The organism is Arthrobacter glycogeni, from assembly GCF_054511155.1.
The window spans coordinates 86,366-103,567 of sequence record NZ_JBTNDE010000003.1; the positions used below are offsets into that span (position 1 = coordinate 86,366).

General features: G+C 64.0%; 13 protein-coding genes. 2 read left to right on the forward strand and 11 right to left on the reverse strand.

Annotated elements, in window-relative coordinates:
• Positions 1-14 precede the first annotated feature (14 nt).
• Positions 15-1,355 carry an isocitrate lyase gene (gene aceA / locus ACX80O_RS03120; RefSeq protein WP_459332502.1) on the reverse strand — a complete coding sequence of 447 codons (1,341 nt, stop codon included), beginning with the start codon at positions 1,353-1,355 and terminating at the stop codon, positions 15-17.
• A gap of 146 nt (positions 1,356-1,501) precedes the next feature.
• Between aceA and ACX80O_RS03125 the strand changes: the two genes are divergently transcribed.
• Positions 1,502-3,010: a helix-turn-helix domain-containing protein gene (locus ACX80O_RS03125; RefSeq protein WP_459305864.1), complete on the forward strand. Its 1,509-nt coding sequence runs from the start codon at positions 1,502-1,504 to the stop codon at positions 3,008-3,010.
• An 88-nt stretch (positions 3,011-3,098) separates the two neighbouring features.
• Here the strand turns inward: ACX80O_RS03125 and ACX80O_RS03130 are convergent, their stop codons facing one another.
• From ACX80O_RS03130 to thiD, 4 genes are all read right to left on the reverse strand, one after another.
• A complete protein-coding gene (locus tag ACX80O_RS03130; RefSeq protein WP_459332503.1) occupies positions 3,099-7,007 on the reverse strand; it encodes a S8 family serine peptidase in 3,909 nt (1,302 codons plus the stop codon).
• A gap of 300 nt (positions 7,008-7,307) precedes the next feature.
• Positions 7,308-8,297: a glycosyltransferase family 2 protein gene (locus ACX80O_RS03135; protein WP_459305862.1), complete on the reverse strand. Its 990-nt coding sequence runs from the start codon at positions 8,295-8,297 to the stop codon at positions 7,308-7,310.
• 8 nt (positions 8,298-8,305) lie between these two features.
• A complete protein-coding gene (locus tag ACX80O_RS03140) occupies positions 8,306-9,769 on the reverse strand; it encodes a polysaccharide pyruvyl transferase family protein (RefSeq protein WP_459305860.1) in 1,464 nt (487 codons plus the stop codon).
• The gene (thiD, locus tag ACX80O_RS03145) at positions 9,766-10,590 is read right to left on the reverse strand and encodes a bifunctional hydroxymethylpyrimidine kinase/phosphomethylpyrimidine kinase (RefSeq protein WP_459305859.1); all 825 of its coding nucleotides are present in this window, start codon (positions 10,588-10,590) and stop codon (positions 9,766-9,768) included. Before thiD ends, ACX80O_RS03140 begins: the two co-directional genes overlap by 4 nt.
• A 146-nt stretch (positions 10,591-10,736) precedes the next feature.
• On the opposite strand from thiD, the gene ACX80O_RS03150 reads away from it, so the two are divergent.
• Positions 10,737-11,450, forward strand: a complete 714-nt coding sequence (locus ACX80O_RS03150; protein ID WP_459305857.1) for a queuosine precursor transporter — start codon at positions 10,737-10,739, stop codon at positions 11,448-11,450.
• Between the two features lie 121 nt (positions 11,451-11,571).
• Here the strand turns inward: ACX80O_RS03150 and ACX80O_RS03155 are convergent, their stop codons facing one another.
• The 6 genes from ACX80O_RS03155 to ACX80O_RS03180 all read right to left on the reverse strand — a co-directional run bounded on the left by ACX80O_RS03155 (position 11,572) and on the right by ACX80O_RS03180 (position 17,143).
• Positions 11,572-12,528: a type IV toxin-antitoxin system AbiEi family antitoxin domain-containing protein gene (locus ACX80O_RS03155; RefSeq protein ID WP_459332504.1), complete on the reverse strand. Its 957-nt coding sequence runs from the start codon at positions 12,526-12,528 to the stop codon at positions 11,572-11,574.
• A gap of 285 nt (positions 12,529-12,813) precedes the next feature.
• Positions 12,814-14,067 (reverse strand): tRNA guanosine(34) transglycosylase Tgt, encoded by a 1,254-nt coding sequence (gene tgt / locus ACX80O_RS03160; RefSeq protein ID WP_459305855.1) that lies wholly within the window; start codon positions 14,065-14,067, stop codon positions 12,814-12,816.
• 19 nt (positions 14,068-14,086) lie between these two features.
• Positions 14,087-14,893, reverse strand: a complete 807-nt coding sequence (locus ACX80O_RS03165) for an SRPBCC family protein (protein ID WP_459305853.1) — start codon at positions 14,891-14,893, stop codon at positions 14,087-14,089.
• 51 nt (positions 14,894-14,944) lie between these two features.
• Positions 14,945-15,796 carry a DUF6707 family protein gene (locus ACX80O_RS03170; RefSeq protein ID WP_459305851.1) on the reverse strand — a complete coding sequence of 284 codons (852 nt, stop codon included), beginning with the start codon at positions 15,794-15,796 and terminating at the stop codon, positions 14,945-14,947.
• Between the two features lie 3 nt (positions 15,797-15,799).
• Positions 15,800-16,339 (reverse strand): NUDIX hydrolase family protein, encoded by a 540-nt coding sequence (locus ACX80O_RS03175; protein ID WP_196839393.1) that lies wholly within the window; start codon positions 16,337-16,339, stop codon positions 15,800-15,802.
• A 123-nt stretch (positions 16,340-16,462) separates the two neighbouring features.
• Complete coding sequence (locus ACX80O_RS03180; RefSeq protein WP_459332505.1) at positions 16,463-17,143, reverse strand: VOC family protein; 681 nt, start codon at positions 17,141-17,143, stop codon at positions 16,463-16,465.
• Between the last annotated feature and the right edge of the window lie 59 nt (positions 17,144-17,202).

The window sequence follows — 17,202 nt, forward strand, 5'->3', positions numbered from 1 at the left end:
AAAAGTGGTGGGGGTTAGTGGAACTGCTGCGCCTCGGTGGAGCCGGCCAGTGCGAGGGTGCTGCCCGTGGGGTTGAGAGCGGTGGCGACCTGGTCGAAGTAGCCGGTTCCCACCTCGCGCTGGTGCTTGGTTGCGGTGTAGCCGCGGGATTCGGCGGCGAACTCTCGTTCCTGCAGCTCGACGTAAGCGCTCATGCCGTCGCGTGCATAGCTTTCGGCAAGATCGAACATCGAGTAGTTGAGGGCGTGGAAGCCGGCCAGGGTGATGAACTGGAAGGTGAAGCCCATGGCGCCGAGCTCACGCTGGAACCTGGCGATCGTCGCGTCATCGAGGTGCTTCTTCCAGTTGAACGACGGCGAGCAATTGTACGCGAGCATCTGGTCCGGATACTCCGACTTGATGCCCTCAGCGAACTTCCGCGCCAGATCAAGATCGGGTGTTCCGGTCTCCATCCACAACAGGTCCGCGTACGGTGCGTAGGCGCGGCCCCGCGCAATGCAGGCGTCCAGCCCGTTACGCACGGTGTAGAAGCCTTCGGGAGTGCGCTCGCCGGTGATGAACGGTTGGTCCCGCTCGTCAACGTCCGATGTGATCAGCGTTGCCGCCTCAGCATCGGTCCGCGCCACGACCACCGATGGTGCGCCGGCGACGTCGGCCGCGAGCCGGGCGGCGTTGAGGGTCCGCACGTGCTGCTGAGTGGGGATGAGCACCTTGCCGCCGAGGTGGCCGCACTTCTTCTCGGAAGCGAGCTGATCTTCCCAGTGAACGCCCGCGGCGCCGGCCTGGATCATCGACTTCATCAGTTCGTAGGCGTTGAGCGGGCCACCGAAGCCGGCCTCGGCGTCGGCGATGATGGGCACCAGGTAGTCCTCCACCGTCTGGACTCCCTCGGCGAAGTCGATCTGGTCGGCACGCAGCAAAGCGTTGTTGATGCGCCGCACCACAGTCGGGACCGAGTTGGCGGGGTAGAGGGACTGGTCGGGGTAGGTGTGGCCCGAGTTGTTGGCATCGGCGGCGACCTGCCAGCCGGACAGGTAGATGGCCTTCAGGCCGGCTTTGACCTGCTGCACCGCCTGGTTGCCGGTCAACGCGCCAAGCGAGTGGGTGTACTCGCCCGTTCGGGCCTGATCGGTCAGCTGGGTCCAGAGCTTCTCGGCGCCGCGCTTGGCCAGGGTGTGCTCCTCCTGGACCCGGCCGCGGAGGCGGACGACGTCGGCCGCCGAATAGTCGCGCTTGACGTTATCCCAGCGGGGATTGGCCGACCACTCGAGTTCGAGTTCCCGCTCCGCGGATCCTTCGGCGCCCTGGCCAGTCAATGTTGTGTGGGCGGGTGGGGTGGTCTGGTCCTGTGTCATTGCGTTCTCCTTTGAATTCCCTGAGCCGCGGTTCCAAGTTCATAAAGTATTCGACGGCTTCGTAGAACCAACTTTTCTACCATTCCAGCCCCTTGCCTAGACGAAACTACTGGCAAGAAGCGCACTTCTTCGCGTAACCTCAACAAATGACTAACATGCCGATCAGACCAGCCACCTGGAACCGGCCAGGGCCCAGTGGGTCTGCCACGATAAGTTCCGGAGGGCCGGGGGACCTCGACGCGATCAGCCTGGGCCGACGGATCCGCCACCTCAGGAAAGCGAAGGGGATGACGCTCGACGATCTCGGCGCCGTCGTCGGCACTGTTGCGTCGCAGTTGTCGCTGATCGAGAACGGCAAACGGGAACCGAAGCTGGGGATGCTGCAGGGGCTCGCGGCGGCGCTCGGGGTGGGCATCGATCAGCTGCTGGGCGCGGAGCCGCCCTCCAGGAGGGCGGCTCTGGAGATTGAGCTGGAGCGGGCGCAGCGCGGCCCGCTGTACGGGTCCCTCGGTCTGCCGAAGGTGCGCATCTCCGCACGGCTACCGATGGAGGTCCTCGAATCGCTGGTGGGGCTTCAGGGGGAGCTGGAGCGGCGGCTCAACGAGCAGGTAGCCACTCCTGAGGAGGCCCGCCGGGCCAACGCCGAGCTGCGGGGGGAGATGCGCCGCCAGAACAACTACTTTCCCGACCTCGAAGCCGAAGCGCAGAAGGTCCTGGATTCGGTGGGTCACACCACGGGGCCCATGTCGCAACACCTGATCGCTGACATTGCAACGCACCTGGGGTTTACCCTGCATCATGTGGGCGACCTGCCGCATTCAACGCGCTCCGTCACTGATCTAAAGAACCGCAGGATCTACCTGACGCAGTCGCAGCGGACCGATCACGATCCGCGCTCGGTGTTGCTGCAGGCACTGGGGCACTACGTGTTGGACCACCAGACGCCCGAAAACTATCGAGAGTTCCTCCGGCAGCGGGTGGCCACCAACTACTTCGCCGCCGCGTTGTTGCTGCCGGAGAAACCGGCTGTGCAGTTCCTGCAGCGGTCCAAGGCGGCCAAGGAGATCGCCGTCGAGGACATCCGCGATGCCTTCGCCGTGTCCTACGAGACCGCGGCGCACCGGTTCACCAACCTCGCCACCGAGCACCTGGGTATCCCCACCCATTTTCAGAAGACCCACGAGAGCGGGATCATCTATAAGGCCTATGAGAATGACGGCGTCACGTTCCCCCAGGATCATACCGGCGCCATTGAGGGACAGCCCTCCTGTAAACGGTGGACGTCACGGGTGGTATTTGAGGTAGCCGACAAGTTCCGTGCGTACAACCAGTACACGGACACTCCCAGCGGCACGTACTGGTGCACGGCCAGGACCGAACGGTCGGCCAACGGCGAATTCTCGCTGAGCATCGGGGTGCCGTACGCGCACGTGAAATGGTTCAGGGGCCGGGACACCGCCATGCGGGAGAAGTCCTTCTGCCCGGATGAGGCGTGCTGTCGGCGCCCGCCGTCGTCGTTGGCTGAGAACTGGGCCGGTCACGCCTGGCCTAGCGCCCGGGCGCACTCCCATCTGCTGGCCGCGATGCCGCCCGGTGCGTTCCCCGGGGTGGACGAGACCGAGGTGTACAGCTTCCTTGAGGCCCACTCGGACTGACCGGGGACCTTTTCCTAGTGCAAAAAGTGGTGGCCACCTGTTGCCGGGTGGCCACCACTTTTTGGTGTCTAGCTGATGCTAACCGTGGTTACGGGTTGCACCCGCCGTTGTTTTCGTTGTAGCCGTCCAGGCGCTCGATGAACGCAGCCATAGCGTCACGCGCGACTGGCTGAAGGCTCTTGTACTCGCCATCAGGGAAGCCCCGGGTGATCTTGTTCTCGGCCATCCAGGAGATTTCCCGGTGGAACTGGTCGTTCACCGGAACATCCCGGAACGGTTTGACCTGAGGTGCCTGATAATCTGCCGCGTCGCCGATGTTGCAGTAGAGCCCGGCGAAACGATTCATGAATGCTGCCATTGCATCACGGTTGACGGGAGCCAGCGGACGGTAGGTGACCGCCCCGTTGCCCTCGTCGTATCCGGTCGACAAACCAGTCTCGGCCATCCAGGACATTTCCTTGTAGAACTGGGTGTCCGTGGTGATGTCATCGAAAGGCGACACCGTCGGCTCGGCATAGGCAGGCTTGCCGGCCAGGCGGTAGAGGAACGCCGCCATCGCGTCGCGGTTGATCGAGGCGAGCGGGCGGTACGTGCCATCCGGGTAACCGGTGGTCAGGCCTCGGTCGGCGAGCCAGTTGATTGCGTCCTCGTGCTCGTTCCCCGCAACATCCGGGAAGCGAAGCTGATCAACCTGAAGTCCCACAATTTCGTCCTTCAGCCCGGTTGCGTTCTGGTGGTGCAGGAACAACGCACGGGCAGCGGTGACGCCCTCCTGGCGGTTGACGCCCAGCAATGCCCCGTCGGCCGAAACAAAGGAGGCGTCGGGGGTTGCGCCAGCAAACCACAGCTCAGGCTCCGTGACGTTGAAGTCGATCCAGTCGGTGGAATCCACCGGACCGTTCTCGCCATCCTCGTCAACGTTGAAGGAACTGTAGGTTGCCACGCGGTACTTGATGGGTGCCGATGCTTCCAGATCGAGGCCAAGCGCTGCGACCGGGATGGGGAAGGTGACGACGTTGGTGTCGAAGGTGTTGGTGTCAACGCTGCCGTCAACGCCATTAGCGGAGACGACGGCGAGTGCAGAGACGTTGCCTTCCGCGTCGACCGGACCAAGCGAACCGTCAGCGTTGAGTTCGTAGACTTCGAAGAGGATCAGGTCCAGGTCAGCAGCGCGGCTGGTGAATCCGACGTGGTCGGCTGTGCCGTCGTTGTCCGTGTCGAACTCGACCTCGATGGCGTTGTTACCGCCAAGCTGGCCCCAGTTCTGCCAGGTGCTGATGCCGAGGTTGAAGACAGCGGGGGCCTTCTCGTCCTCTGGATCGCCACCGGCTGCAACCACTGCGGGGACCGTTGACGATGCGCCGACTGAACGCAGGTCATAGGAGTACAGGGATTCCAGCGGACGCTTGTCGGCCCGGGGGCTTTCAGCGCCGAGCACGAGTGGGGACACAATTGACTCATACAGCGAGCCTTCCCCACCCTGCGCCAGGCCACGGCCCTCCAGGGCGATTGCAGTCTCAAGAGTCGAGGCGTTCTCGAACATGATCTTCGCGCCAGCCGAAATCTCGGACGTAGGCTTCGGTGCCGAGTAGACGGGGACACGGAGTTTCTGGCCCTCTGCTCCAAGCAGCTGTACCCGTCCGGACACGTCGGCGAGGTACTGGCGGGGCACCCCGAGCTGGGTTGCCTCAGCGGCGGGGTCGATCGTCTTCGCCAGCGCAGCAGGATCGTCGATGCTCATGATGACATCAAGCGTGATGGTTCCGTTGGCAGGCACATTGACCACCTCGGGGAACACCGTGATCTCAACACCTGGCATGGTGGATGCCTTGAGGTAGCTGGTCGTGTAGGTCAGGACGGCGTCCGACTTGTTTTCGACGGTGACCTGCTTGGTGATCTCCGTCTTCTCGGTCCCGAGTTCCAGTACACCGAAGTTTACCGAGGTCAGTGATGGATCCTCGGTTGCGTAGGCCAGCACCCGGGTGTCGAGGGCCTGGACCGCGTCCACCCGACCCGAACCGACCCGGTTGGGTGCGTAGGCGACTCCGTCAGCGGTCAGTAGATCCGCTGTTGCCGTGTTCATGATCATTGACTTGATTTCGTACGGGTTGAAGTCGGTGGCACCAACCAGCAGCGCTGCGATGCCGGCAGTGTGAGGGGCGGCCATCGATGTGCCACTCTTTACCGAAGCGCCGGATCCTGTGCCGACCTGGACCGAACCGGTTGAGACACCGGGGGCCGCGACGTCAGGCTTCACCACCCCGTTCGAGCCATGAATTCCTCGGGACGAGAAGGAAGCCAGCGTGTCCAGTGCCCCGGAGCTAGCTCCGGCAGTTGCCTGGTACTCAGAATCCAGAAGGACTTCCAAGGTGCCAGCCGCTGCTGCCGGTTCCAACTGTTCGGAGAACTCGGCGTTTAGCTGGACGCCGGGAATGGTTGCGTTGCCGCCGATTCCAGAGGCAAAGACTGACCGGGGCGAGTCGAGGACTACACCTTCTCCGCCTGCGGCTTCGACGTTGTTGAAGCGCACGCCCGATCCGCAAGGGAATTCGCCGTTCTCCTCCCACTGCAGCCAGACCCATTTGCCGTCGAACGTGTTTGGAGCGAAGGGCTGGCAGCCGAACGCATTGGCTGCGGGGGCTTTGACGACGGTTCCCGTGAGCTGGTCGGGGGTGGCGTTGGCGTAGTTAAAGTTTTGCGCGTACTGGCCAGCAGCCTGCCCCGCTTCTGGTGCGAGTACATCAATCCGGTCCAGGGTGACCTGGGAGCCGACGCTAGCAGCGACGGTGAGCGCCGACTTGGCGCTGCCGGGGGAGCCGCCGATGTCGTAAATGTCGCCGTCGTTACCTGACGAAACGACTGAGAGGACGCCAAGGGTGGTGAGCTCGTTGACGATGTCGTTTTCGGGGTCGTCATACGCTGGGAAGGAGGAGCCAAGCGACATGTTGACTACCTGCGCGCGGTCGTCGAAGTTGCCGTCACGGTTGGGGTCGAGCACGTAGTCGAGCGCCTGGCCGACGACGGAACTGGAGCCTTCGCAACCGAAGACGCGGAGCGCAACCAGCTGTGCGTCGGGGGCCGAGCCGGGGCCGATCCGCATGGCGTTGACGCCGTCGGCGTCGAGGTCGGAATAGTCGCCGTCGAACGTGGTGCCGTCGTCGTTGACGCCGTAGCCCGCGGCGGTGCCTGCGACATGAGAGCCGTGGCTCTGGCAGTCGAGGGGGTTGAGGTCCGGCTGGGGAGTGTCGTTGTCCGGGTCGTTCGCGTTGTAGTCGTCGCCAACGAGGTCGAAGCCGCCCACGTACTTAGCGGCATCGAATAGGGCTGGATCGGGTTCCAGATCGGCCTTCGCCTGCTCGAATGCCTCGATGGTGCCGGGCCCGCCGAAGCCGGAATGGGTGTAATCGAGTCCGGTGTCCAGGACAGCGATGGTGACTCCCTCGCCAGTCTGGTCTCGGGCCGTCCAGGCATCAAGAGCGCGAGTGTCGATATCCGCGCCCTTGTTGGTCACGGTCTTCGGCACAATACCGGTGATCTTCACGACATCGGGGCGGGCAGCAAGTGCCCTGATCGCCTCGGCGTCGCCCTGAATGGCAACACCGGGGAGCGTGTTGGACGTGGTGTAGAGCTGCGTGGCCGACGCTTCGTCGGCCACAGAATCTGCCTGCTGCTCGATTCCGGACCTGATGTTCAGGACGTCGCCCGTCCGGTCCAACGGCGCTTTGAGACCGCTGAGAACCTCTGCTGGCTGGGTCTGTTCGAAGGCGCCTTTGCCCGAGAACTGGATGTAGGCCGCAGTCGAACCCTTTCTGTTCTTCAGATCCGCGCTGACTTTGAGATCGGGTAATGCCTGGAGCTCGATTCCCTCAGCAGTGGGCTCGCCCGATGACGGCGATTCCAGAGCTGAAGCAGGCGCCCACATGCTGGAAGCCAGAACAAGGCCAGTTAGCGATGCCAACACAGCCTTCCCCGTATTCCGGTGGTATGACTTGCTCATACTTCTCCTTAGTGAGGCTCAGACATGGCCACTTGCCGGGATCCTTGGTTAGCTCCCCGCAAGTACTGCTGACACGGCCATGACAGATGTGAGTGACATTCCTGGAGTGAACGAGTTGCGCCAGCAGTATTTCGTCAGTGGATGCCGGCAGACCCGACCCCCTCCACCGGTACCACTTTTCTGTGTAGTGGGTCACAAGTCAACGGGTACCACATAAAAAACTTAGTTAAGTTAGGCAATTTCCTTGCAATTCCCTGAAGACTGCCGCGGGGTGTGAAATCGCGATCCTTTCGCCCGGCTCTAGCGCCGAGTCACTCGGTCTTTCAACCGGCGGTACCGGCGACGCGCCAGCGAGACGAGGCTGGCGTCGCTTATCGCCTCCTCCAGTACCCGCATCCTTTCGGAGAGTTGACGGTTCGCATCGAGAATCTGCCGCAGGAGGTCCTCCGAGTAGTTCTGCCGCTCGTGCAAATGATCGAACTCGCGCTGCTGATATGCAGTCTGGTACAGGAGCGACCCGAGACCGGACCGGCCCGCGTATTCCTTGAGGTGCTGCTCGCGCACCTTCCGGTCCAGCAGTTTGTGATCAGCATCATCGATGATCACGCTGTTCCCTAGATCTCCGGTTGCCTCCCGGCGCTGATTCCAGAAGGCCAGGGGTTCAGCGCCGAGGAAGCCCAGGGTGTGGTGGCGCAGCAGCCGGAGCTGAAATTCCCAGTCACCCACGACGGAGAGAGATTCGTCGTAGTACCCGATCTGGTCGTGAATCGACCGGCGATAGAGCACCGAGATGGGAACGCAGCGGTTGTGCCGCAAAGTGTCAAAGAGGGTCACTGACCGCATCTCGGGCAGGAAGATCTCACGGCCGACTTCCTCGATCGTTCCGTCCAGAATCCGCTCGTAGACGATCTCGGTGCGTACCGCCACGCCGGCGTCGTCGTGCTGCGCCAGGTGGGCCAGGGTCCGCTCGAGAAAGGCGGGGTGCCATTCGTCGTCGTCGTCGTGGATCGCAATAAACTCCGAGTCTGTCGCGCGGATACCGGCATTGGATGCCGCCTCCATCCCGAGCGCGGCGTCGTGGTGGATAACCTGAACCCGCCCGCCGAGCTGCGCGCGGTACCGGTCCACGACGGGGTCCACTTCGGCGCGGTCGCCGCCGTCGTTGACGACGACGAGAGTCCAGTCGGACACGGTTTGGTTGAGGACATCCCGCAGGGCACGGTCCAAAAGGAGCGAGCGGTTCCGGGACCGCATGATGATGGCAACTGAGGCGGGGGAAGCGGTGGTCACAGGAGTCCTTAGGCGGCTTTGCGCGGTCGCAGCCGCGATCGGAGTGAGGCGAGGATGCGGACCAGTCGGAAACTGGAGGAGTTGAACCAGCCCTGCAGCTCGTTGCGCGCTGCTGTGGCTTCGCCGTCAAGGTGTTCCCGGGTCTTGTGCAGGCGGGCGATTTCCGCCGACATGGGCAGGAATACCACTCGCGCCGCAGCGGCGGTGGTAGCCCACGTGCCCTCGGGTACCAGCTCCTGGTGTAGGCGTGGGACGAGGAGGTCGGCGGGGTGACCGTGCAGGGCCCGCACAACAGTGTCCCACCAGGCGGCTGATTCGGCCAGTTTCTGCTGGCGGAGGGATTGCATCTGATGCATAATGTCGGCGCGTCGTTGCCAGGCTTCGTGGATGGCGAGCCGAACGGTGCCGTCCAGCAGGGACGGCAGCGCCAGGACGAACTCGGCCAGCCCCCAGTGAGCGAGTGCCCCACGCAGTCGCACGTCGCTATATTCATCGAGGGACAGGGCCACCGTCGGCACGGCGCCGTCGAGTGCGAAAACCACCGGGTGGTAGCGCGACGTGACGACCATTGCGGCTCTCGAGGTCAAGACCGCGGTGTCCCGCGCTGACGCGATCTCCCTGGCCTCAACGGCGGAGGTCATCGCGGCCGCGATCTCGGCGTGCATGGTTTCATCGACGCCGCCCTCCCCCTGCACCGCCATGTGGGGGAGGAGGAGCACCGGCAGGCCGGTGAGTTCGGCCGCATCGTCCAGCACCTTGGCGACCGCCCGGACGAAGACGTTGCGCGGGCAGGCCCCCGTCCCCCCGGCGAAGGTTCCCACAAGGTAGGCGCCTGCTGGCGGGTTTCGGTGCGATTGTCCCTCGCCGGGCGTCGCGCTTGTGGCGAGGAACGATGCGTCGTCGAGGCTGGGCGCCACGGTGGTTCCGGTCAGCTCGCGCGCGAGCTTCAGCGTGCTGGCCTCGCGCGCTCCCACCAGGGTGGCGAGCGAGAGCATCCGTGCAGCGACGTCGCGGTCCGCTTCGTACAGCAGCGGACCGACGGTTTGGCCGGCGATGACAACCGTCTTCCCGAGGTGCCGGGCGATCTCGACGACCGCTGCACGCTCGTACAGCAGCCAGCCATACACCGAGTTCATGTTGCCGCCGCCCGCGATCAGCACGGCGTCGCAGCCGGAGATGGTCTCGATGAGCTGGTGTACCTGATCATCATTGGCCAGTCCGTGTGGCTTACCGGCCAGGAAGGAAAGGATGTCATTCAGGTAGTGCCGGTACGCGGCGTAGGGCCACGGGAATTCGATGGTCGGCGCCGCTTCGACCCCGAACCGGCCGACGGTGTCGGTGACATTCCGGCTGAGCAGGACGACGTCCTTGATGTCGCGGGCGGCGAGTTCGTCAACGGCCGCATGGGTCATCGCGTCATCTCCGACGTGGTAAACCCGCTGTCCGATGTCGCCTAGAATCGCAATCCTCATGCTCGGATCCCGGCCGCGCCGCCCTGCCAGACGGCGTCGAACGGTGCCTGGGACGAGACCCTATGTCGAATCCCCTCGGTCACGAATGTCTTGGCAGTTCGGGCGGCTTCCAGAGGCGTGGCACCTTTGGACAGTTCGGCCGCGATGGCGGCGGCGAGCGTGCACCCCGCCCCGCTGACCGCCACGTCGCCGACCTTCGGGGCGGACAGCAGCTCAAGGGTGGTGCCATCGAAGTAGACGTCAACGGCGTTCGCGCCTTCCACTCGGACACCACCCTTCGCGACGACGACGGCCCCGCTGATCTCGTGGATCCGCTGGGCGGCTTCCTGCAGATCCTCAATCGTGTTGATGGTCATCCCGGAAAGCGATTCGGCTTCGAAGTGGTTGGGCGTGACCACAGTGGCCAGCGGAAGAATGCTGGCCTTCAGGGCCTGGTCGGTGTCGAGTGCGGCGCCCGGCTCCTGCCCCTTGCAGATCAACACCGGGTCCAATACGACATTCCGCCACCGTTGACTCTTCAACGCTGCCGCCACAGTGTTGATCGTCGAGGGGGTCCCGAGCATGCCAATCTTGACTGTCTCCAGCGGATAGCACGTCTGGGCAGCCTCCAACTGATCGGCGATCACCTGCGGGTCAACCGGCACGAAGCGGTGGTTCCAGTTGTCCTTCGGATCGAAGGACACAATGCAGGTCAGGGTCGCGATGCCGTAGACACCCAACTCCTGGAAGGTCCTGAGGTCGGCCTGGGCGCCGGCGCCACCGGTTGCCTCGGATCCGGCGATGGTCAGGGTCACGGCTGGGGCGGAATGAGGTAGGGGCATTCCTATAGTCTGCCCACTTTCCTCCGGGGCGGCCAGTTCAGGGCATCTCTTCCCGCCGTGGGAGAATTAGGCTGCCCGGGGGCAGCCGGGCATCAGTGCTAATACAGCGGACCGAACAGTGTCCGCGAACCACTTCGATGAATGAGATGACGTTGACTCAGCCGCAGGAAAGAACCCGCGCCAAATTTGCCTCCTCCGGGAGCACCTACTTCGCCGTCATGCTGGCGACGCTCGCCGTCGTGGTGTTGCTGTCGAACATCGGAGCATCCAAGGGAGTGCTGATCGGGCCGGTTGCCGGGGACTTCAGCATCATCACCGACGGCGGGTTCTTCCTCTTCCCTCTCGCCTACATTCTGGGCGATGTGATCAGCGAGGTCTACGGCTTCAAAGCCGCCCGGTTGGCGATCATTGTGACGTTCCTGCTGTCCGCGTTCGCGTCCCTCTGTTACCTGATTATCATCGCGCTCCCCGGGTTCGACGACGATTTCGGTACGTCAAAGCAGGCCGCCCTCGAGGGAGCTCTCGGCCCGGTCCCGTTGATCGTGCTTGCTTCCCTTGTGGCGTTCGCCGTGGGGCAGACACTCAACGCGTGGGTGCTGGTGCGGATGAAAGCCCGACTGGGTGAGCGAGGTCTGGTGGGACGCCTGCTCGGATCAACGGTGGTCGGCGAGTTCGCCGACACCCTGATCTTCTGCGCCATCGCTGCGTCTGTTATTGGTATTACGACATTCGGTGGATTTCTGAACTACCTCCTCTTCGGATTTCTCTACAAGACCCTGATCGAGGTGTTCTTTGTTCCGGTCACAGCACTGGTGATTAAAGCGATCAAGAAGCGCGAACCGAGTTACGCGGCTTCCTAGCTGCCGCCTGCCCCTATTCCTTCCTGGAGATGGCCCGCCTATTCCTTCGTGGAAGTGGCCCTATGGGCCGGAAAAGTGCCGGAGCCGCAGACGAGTGGTGGGGCTGCCATTCGTCTGCGGGTCAGGCACTTTTCCGGTGGAGCAAGGCCGCCCGGTGCAGAGCAGCGGTGAGCCGGGCGCGCAACTCTGACTCTCTGAATAAATCCGACCATTCGAGCCGGACGAACTGCCAGCCGTCCTCCATTAGCGCCTTTTCCCGGCGACGCTCCTGAAAGAGCACCTCGTCGGTGGGCGCGTAAGCAAAGTACTTGATCTTGCCGTCAAATTCGAGGGCCAGCAGCAGCTCCCGCCACGCAAAATCGAGTCGGTGGGCACCATATCTGGTCCGGACGGCGACCTGCTCCTCAGGTATCGGTAGCCGTAGACGTCGGATGATGTGCCGGGTCAGGGTTTCGCCGGGGGATTCGGCCAGGGCGCTGGCATGAGCGAGGACCTTTCTCGCGTTGGCGATGCCTTTGTGGCCGGTGAGTTGCAGGGCTATGTCCCGCATGAGGGGGCGGTCTCCGCCTTGATACAGGGCATTATCCGCGATGATCAGCGACTGCCGGTAGGGGAGTATTCGTGCGCAGTCCACCACGGTGCGTTCCAGCGATGTGACGCGCAGCCCTTTCTTGACGGACACGGCCTCGGGCACCAACGGTGAGCAATAGGCTCGAACGTCTGGACCATGTCCGTGGGGTGAGGTGGGAAAACTTTGAGTGACGTGGATCGAGTCATCCACGTTCCACAGGTGCAGCCCGTGGACCCGGGCAGCCGATGTATGGCTGTACACCGGCCCTGACTGACTGGCCCGTAGAAGTGAGTGGCGGTGTGCGTAAATGCGCTGCAGCGCGCGTGTTTTGGGTGACTGTTGTTCCCAGAGTTGGCCTGACCCGTAACATCCGCGACGTAACCGGACGAGGTCTCCCGTCTGGACGAGCCGGGCAACCTGCCGATCGTTGACGTTCCGGTCGGCGAGTTCCTCGGTGGTCCAGGGAGTCTTCGAGAGGTTCAGCCAGGACGGGCACTGGGTATTCATGCAGCCAGCATGCGCTGATCCAAGCCCGAGGGGGTGGGCCGAAACCGTTATGTGGACAACTCGACTACCCTCGCGGCTGTAGAGGAGGAGTCGAGAGCCGACATGGACCGGTTGCGTGGATCCGACCCGGCCCACGTGACTCCCGCCTAGCCCGGAAAAGTGGCCCACGTGCAGGGTCGCTGTTGCGCAACCACTAACGTGCGGGCCGGCCACTTTTTTGCGGGCGGCACTTCTGGTCGGGCACTTCTGGGTGTGGCGGTGCGGATGGCCGGGCGGCGGTGCGGGTCAGGGCTTGGCGGCGTAGTAGCGGCCCAGGATTTCGGCCTTGAAGTCGAAGAAGGCGCCGTCGCCGATCGCGTTGCGGGCGTCGTCGACCAGTTTCACGATGAAGCGCTCATTGTGGATCGAGATGAGCGTGGCCGAGACCATTTCCTTCGCCTTATACAGGTGGTGGATGTAGGCGCGGGTGTAGTTGGTGCAGGTGTAACAGTCGCAGCCGTCCACCAGGGGAGTGAAGTCCTTCCGAAACCGGGCGTTCGACAAGTTCCACCGACCGTCCGGGGTGTAAAACGCTGAGTTGCGGGCGACCCTGGTGGGGGAGACGCAGTCAAAGGTGTCCGCGCCGTTTTCGATGCCCGTAAAGAGGTCATCTGGCTCCGAGATACCCAAAAGGTGACGCGGTTTGTTCTCGGGCAGCTCGTCCGCGCACCAGCCCAGAATGGTCCCGAGGTTTTCCTTCTCGAGCGCGCCGCCGACCCCGAAACCGTCGAAATTCATGTTGCCGAGGTCTCGGGAAGCCTTCCGTCGCAGGTCCTCATACTGGGCGCCCTGGACGACGCCGAACAGCGCCTGGTACGGCTTCCCCACCCGTTCGTCGGTCAGCCGGTCGTGCTCGGCAAGGCAGCGCTCGGCCCACAGTCGGGTGCGCTCCAGCGACTCCTCCTGGTAGCCGCGGGAGTTCATCAGCGTGGTCAGCTCGTCGAACGCGAACATGATGTCAGCGCCCAGCTGATGCTGTACCTGCATCGAAATCTCAGGGGTGAACCGGTGCCGGTCCCCGTTGAGGTGGGACTTGAACCAGACGCCATCGTCGTCAATGTGGGCGAGCCGGTCCTTGCCGGCGGCCACCCGGTGGTCGGATCCCCCGCCCTCCGCGTCGGCGACGGTCATGGTGATGACCTTCTTGAACCCGGAACCCAGACTCATCACCTGAAAACCACCCGAATCCGTGAACGTGGGCCCAGCCCAGTTCATGAAGCGGCCCAACCCGCCGGCTTCGTCGAGGATCTCGGGTCCTGGCTGCAAATACAGGTGGTAGGCGTTGGCAAGGAGTGCCTGTGCACCAAGGTCCTTCATGGACTCGGGGAGCACCGCCTTCACCGATGCTTTGGTCCCGACGGCGATGAACGCCGGTGTGCGGATCTCACCGTGTGGTGTGGTGATGGTGCCGGTGCGCCCATGCGATGGTCCGCCCGCGGGGTCGCTCAGCCGCTGATCGACGGTGAACGAGAAAGAAGATTGCTGCGTATCAGTTGGCACCAGCCTATTTTGCCAGCAATTAGGAGGACGGTTTGCCCGCACGGTCCAGGGCTGAGGTGACCAGCGGGTCGGCGTCGGGATAGGAATCTCGTCGCACACCCTCCCAGCTGTCCCAGACGGCGTGCAGATCCCTGGCTCCCAACGCGTAGGTCGAGGCAATGACCAACGACGACAGCTCAGCGCGCACGCCTTCGGTAAGGGGCTGCTCGGCCAGGATCAGCAGCCCGTCGCCGTGCTCGGCGTACTGGGCCACGGTCAGCCCAAGTTGCCGTTCGGTGCGGAACCACACCCTGCCCGTCAGTTCCTCGCCACCCGGCATGGTCAGCGTGTAGAAATCGCCGGGCTGACCGACCACCTGGGCGCCCAGCCGGTCCACGATGGACCGCCCATCGGTGGGGGTGCCAGCGAAGAATGCCGTGTGACGGTCGGTGTTGGGGTGCCGTTCAAGCGCGAAGCGCAGCTGCTGGAGGAACGAGATCCACCCCTCGGTGATATCTTCGTCCCAGTCCGCCAGCTCGGACCCCGGTTCCGGCTGCCCGCGCTCAACGGTGACGACAGTCCCATCCGGGCCGGGCACCGCCAGGAACGTATCGCCGTCCTCCAGCGTCAGCGAAAGGTGGTTAGGCGCCTCTGCGACGCCGACGGAGAAATAGATCAGGCGGATCTCTTCAGCCAGACCGTCATAATCCCACCCGTGCCACTGTGCGACCTTGGCCGGTTCGCGGAGCATCACCCAGACCTGACGCGCGTCAGCATTGATGTGAACGCTCAGCGGGTTCAGAGCACCAGCTGCGGCCGAGCCGGTGATGCCGGGCGAGTGATCCATGGCGACACTCTACTCCCGCAGCAGCTCCTACTCCAGAGCCCTACCCGAGCCCTACCGGGCGCGGATCGCGACGAGCTCGTTGTGGATCCGCCGGGTCAATTCTTCAGTAGTCAGCGTTTCGGAGCCGCCGTGCGCGCGCAGGTAGAGCAACGCTGTCAGCCGCACCACCCGCCAGTCCTTCTCGGCCGCCGCGTCGCCAGCAGTTACGGCCCGGCCGATCTCCGGGTCGTAGAGGTTGGGGGCATTGAGCTGGCGCTGCCTGACCGCTGCCGCGAGCTTGGCTTTCAGGGGATCGGTTTCCGCGTCGTCCGCGGAGCGGAGCGACGCCGAGTAGGCAGCTGCGCGAGCGGCGTCGCCGTCGTCGTAAGCCAGGTAGGAGGCCAGGGCCAGCACCCCCTCGATCCACTTCCAGCGTCCAAAGTTGCCGTCAAACGGCAGCGGGGTGAGCAGGTCGCAGACCCGTTGCGCGTTGGCCGCGTCGGCGAAGTCAACCAGCAGGCTCAACGCAAGATCGTGGACGTCCTGCAGATTGCTCCCCGATTTGACGTTCACGCCGTTCGAGAGCCGTTCAGCAATTCCCTGTAGCCGAATGCTTTCCGGGTGCAGGGACACAGCGTGGGCAATGACAGCCTCAGGGGTGCCATCCTGGGCGGGGATCGATCCAGCCGCCGCCTCGTCGTCGTCGACAGCAATCTGGACCTGCGAACCAGTCGCGATCCGAAGAACATCACCGGAGTCGAGGGTGGCGACGACGACAGCGGGGGTACCGAAATCGTCATTTTCGATATCGATCTCCACCACCTCGGTGGGCTCTGCGCCGGCCGGACCGATGATGTGGTGACCGGCGGTGACAGCTTCGGCGCTGAGCCTGCGTACCCGTGACGGTTTCCGGTTCTCGGTCACTGGTTAGCGCCCCCAGCCAGCATAGGCCAGCGCCTGGCGGAGCAATCCACCGCGTCCACCCGAGAATTCGGACTGAACGCCAGGGCTGAGCGCTTCGTCAGGGGTCATCCAGGACAGCTCCAGGGCGTCCTGGCGGGGCTGGCATTCGCCGGTCACGGGGATGAGGTAGGCGAGGGCGACCGCGTGCTGCCGGTCATCGGTCATCCCGGTTTCCGACGGCGAGGGAAAGTACTCGGCGACCGTGAACGGCACCGGGCAGGGCGGCAATTGGGGGAGAGCAAACGGACCCAGGTCCTTTTCCAGATGACGGACCAGCGCGGCGCGGATGGTTTCGCGGTACATCACGCGCCCGGAGACGAATGTCCTGACCATCTCGCCCTGATCGTTGGCCTGCAACAACAAGCCCACCTCGGTGACATACCCCAGCGAATCGCAGCGCACCGGGATGGCCTCCACGTAGACCATCGGGAGGCGGCGGCGGGCTTCATAGAGGTCATCCTCCGAAAGCCACCCGGGATTGGGGTCAGGGGTGCGAACGTTCATACTTTGTTCTATCGCAGACGGGGCCCCGATGGCGGGCGGCGCGCTGCGCTTCGGCCCTTGGCTGAATCCGGGCTCACCGTCGTACGGGTGCCAGGCGGGCGCCGTTGCGGGTGTGCCGGACAGTCAACTCGGCCCGTCCGAAGGCCCAGTAACGGTCAACGGCTGACCCGACGGAAGCGAAACGCTCAGGAAACGGCCCGCTCCGCCTAACACTGCGGGGAATCCGGCCCTCAGCACCCTGTCGCGGAGTCCGGGAAGGTCACCCGTGTACTCGAACCCCACCTCGACGCTTTGGTGTTCCCCGGTGCGAACCGACACCAGGCCGCCATTCTTGGCCTCGAATTCCAGCCGACCGTCAGGGGCAGCAGGTCGCGGCCGTGCGCCGATGTCGCCCAGCACCTTCGCCGCCGACACGGAATCCGGCGTGTGCCACACGCACACCACAGTGAGATCCGGGTCGACGCCGGCGCGCGCGGCCCGCTCACCCTGGTGGACAGCAAAAGCGATCCCGGGAGTTGTGACGAGGACAGTCGCGATGAAACCAGCCGTGCCGCCGTCGGACTGGACCAGTTCGGCTGCCGTCCCGCTCTCCCGGGTACGGCGGGCAAATTCGGCCAGGTCGCCCGCTTCGAATCCGATGTGTCCCAGCCCGTCCCCAGCGCCGTGGACAGCGAGCCGGCCCCCGCCGGCGTCGAAAAGTGTTTCCTCGGCATTCCCTTCGGCCTGCAGCAGACCGAGGACACAGAGGAGGGAAGCCATTCGCTCGGTGTCGGTGGTGATCACCGTAGGGCGGACCCGCAGCATGAGGTTTCCTCCAGATTCCTGGGTCGGGGAGCTCAGCGAAGCATAGGGGTTTACAGTAG

Bases quoted from the DNA above. Each gene is read 5' to 3' on its own strand.
- aceA (WP_459332502.1), bottom strand. From the start codon at position 1,355: ATGACACAGGACCAGACCACCCCACCCGCCCACACAACATTGACTGGC.
- ACX80O_RS03125 (WP_459305864.1), top strand. From the start codon at position 1,502: ATGACTAACATGCCGATCAGACCAGCCACCTGGAACCGGCCAGGGCCC.
- ACX80O_RS03130 (WP_459332503.1), bottom strand. From the start codon at position 7,007: ATGAGCAAGTCATACCACCGGAATACGGGGAAGGCTGTGTTGGCATCG.
- ACX80O_RS03140 (WP_459305860.1), bottom strand. From the start codon at position 9,769: ATGAGGATTGCGATTCTAGGCGACATCGGACAGCGGGTTTACCACGTC.
- thiD (WP_459305859.1), bottom strand. From the start codon at position 10,590: ATGCCCCTACCTCATTCCGCCCCAGCCGTGACCCTGACCATCGCCGGA.
- ACX80O_RS03150 (WP_459305857.1), top strand. From the start codon at position 10,737: ATGACGTTGACTCAGCCGCAGGAAAGAACCCGCGCCAAATTTGCCTCC.
- ACX80O_RS03155 (WP_459332504.1), bottom strand. From the start codon at position 12,528: ATGAATACCCAGTGCCCGTCCTGGCTGAACCTCTCGAAGACTCCCTGG.
- ACX80O_RS03165 (WP_459305853.1), bottom strand. From the start codon at position 14,893: ATGGATCACTCGCCCGGCATCACCGGCTCGGCCGCAGCTGGTGCTCTG.
- ACX80O_RS03175 (WP_196839393.1), bottom strand. From the start codon at position 16,339: ATGAACGTTCGCACCCCTGACCCCAATCCCGGGTGGCTTTCGGAGGAT.
- ACX80O_RS03180 (WP_459332505.1), bottom strand. From the start codon at position 17,143: ATGCTGCGGGTCCGCCCTACGGTGATCACCACCGACACCGAGCGAATG.